The organism is Intestinibacter sp., from assembly GCF_051866655.1.
GTDB lineage: Bacteria > Bacillota > Clostridia > Peptostreptococcales > Peptostreptococcaceae > Intestinibacter.
This window is the reverse complement of the sequence record NZ_JBJDXL010000152.1, coordinates 1-1,715: the sequence shown is the minus strand read 5'-3', so window position 1 is coordinate 1,715 and position 1,715 is coordinate 1. Positions and strand designations below refer to the sequence as shown.

Genomic DNA, 1,715 nt, shown 5'->3' with positions numbered 1-1,715 from the left:
AGAAAAGGGGATAAATGCTATATCAGTATCTGCAAAGGTCGTAAGTGCCATAGATAATATCAATGAAGAACTAAAGGATAAGATGCAATTTATCCTTGGTATGGGGACTATAAACGGTGGAGTAAAAAACAACATAATGGCTGAGTCTGTTAGGCTAGAGGGAACTTTAAGAGCCGTTAGTGAGGAAAATTTCAGCTATTTACTGACTTATTTACAGGATAAGATGAAGATAATTGAAGAAGAAACAAATGCAACTATTGATGTAGATCTAATGTCACATCTTCCTGGATTGGTGAATAATCCAGAGCTAGTTAAAATGGGAAGTCAAGTTGGTAGGGAAATATTTGGAGATAGATTTGTTTTAGGTGAGAAGCCTTTCTTGGCAGGAGATAATGCAGCGTATTATTTTAGATTAATTCCTGGAGTTAGGATGGTATTTTTCGCTGAAAATGCTGAGGAAAATTGGCCTATTCACAACGGTAAGTTTAATTTTAGCGAGGAGGTTTTTCCGTATTCTATATGTATGCTTTATAATTTGATTTCAATAATGGAATAGTTTTTATCTTTATTGATAGTTTAAAAGGTGGCAGTCGCAAGGTTTATTTTGCGAAGGTCACTTATTTTTTTATACAAAAAATGAACTGAATTACTGGAAAACGATTTCAAAAAATGCGTGAATATAATAATATATTTTGCTGCTAAAATAAGGAATACATTGTCATAAAGAAAAGTTAAAATTTTTAGAAAATATAGATACAACTTTGTGGTTTCAATGGTTTGTTACTTTTTATATAAAAATAGACAATAAAAAATCTAAAAGTTAGATTATGTTAATATTGTGATATTTTGGGTTAATATACTTATAGAAGATTTATAGCTCAAGATATATAATTGAATTAACAAAAGACAAGAAAATAAAAAATGAAAAAATAAATAAATTAAACAATTTTAGGAGGTAGTGGATATGAAAAAATTATTTAGAAACGATATGGATAACAAAATGTTTAGAGATTTAGTATTATCATTTACAGTATGCTTTACTTATGTAGCATACAGCAATTTAGTAGCAGGTATGACAAACGGAATCATAATTTCAATGGCAGCAGCTGGATTCTTCACTTTAGTAAGTGAAATAGTTAGAAACCTAGTAGAAGTAGACTTAGAAATCAAAAAATCACTTTCAAAAGAAGAAGTTGCTAGAAAATATGAAATGAGATTAGTATTAAGAGATTCATTAGTAGCATTCGTATTAGCATATGGATTTATGACTAGCTCATTAGTAGGTGCTTTAACATTAGGAACTGCAGCAGCTTACATAGTAGCAGCATTAGTACCAGCTTTAGTAGTAGCAATGTTAAGCAAAGAAATGAGAGTACCATTCTTAGCAGAATACAAAGAACATGATGCAGTTGTTAGAGAATTTAATGTATTAAGAGCAGCATAGTAATTAGATCGAAGAAAATCATTGAGAATACCATAGATATAAAAAGACTTCATACAAGGGACGGATTTTGTATGAAGTCTTTTTTTATGTTGTTGATATATTATTTATAATCTATATTTATACGTATTTTAATACGTGTTATAATAAATATAGGAGGAGCATTATGAAATCTTATTCTTCTAGAGAAATAATAAAAATACTAAAAGCTGATGGAAAGGGGTGATACTATGAAAAAAGATTATTACGTTTATCCTGCTATTTTCACATATGA

Annotated in this window: 2 protein-coding genes; both read left to right on the top strand. The window is 29.3% G+C overall.

Features of this window, described 5'->3' with window-relative positions:
• The coding region (locus ACI3VO_RS04355) for a peptidase dimerization domain-containing protein (RefSeq protein ID WP_439756749.1) at positions 1-556 on the top strand (556 nt) is incomplete at its 5' end.
• Positions 557-964: 408 nt separating this feature from the next.
• Entirely contained in the window at positions 965-1,444 is a 480-nt protein-coding gene (locus ACI3VO_RS04350; protein WP_439756748.1) for a hypothetical protein, read from the top strand.
• Positions 1,445-1,715: the final 271 nt, after the last annotated feature.

Bases quoted from the DNA above. Each gene is read 5' to 3' on its own strand.
- ACI3VO_RS04350 (WP_439756748.1), top strand. From the start codon at position 965: ATGAAAAAATTATTTAGAAACGATATGGATAACAAAATGTTTAGAGAT.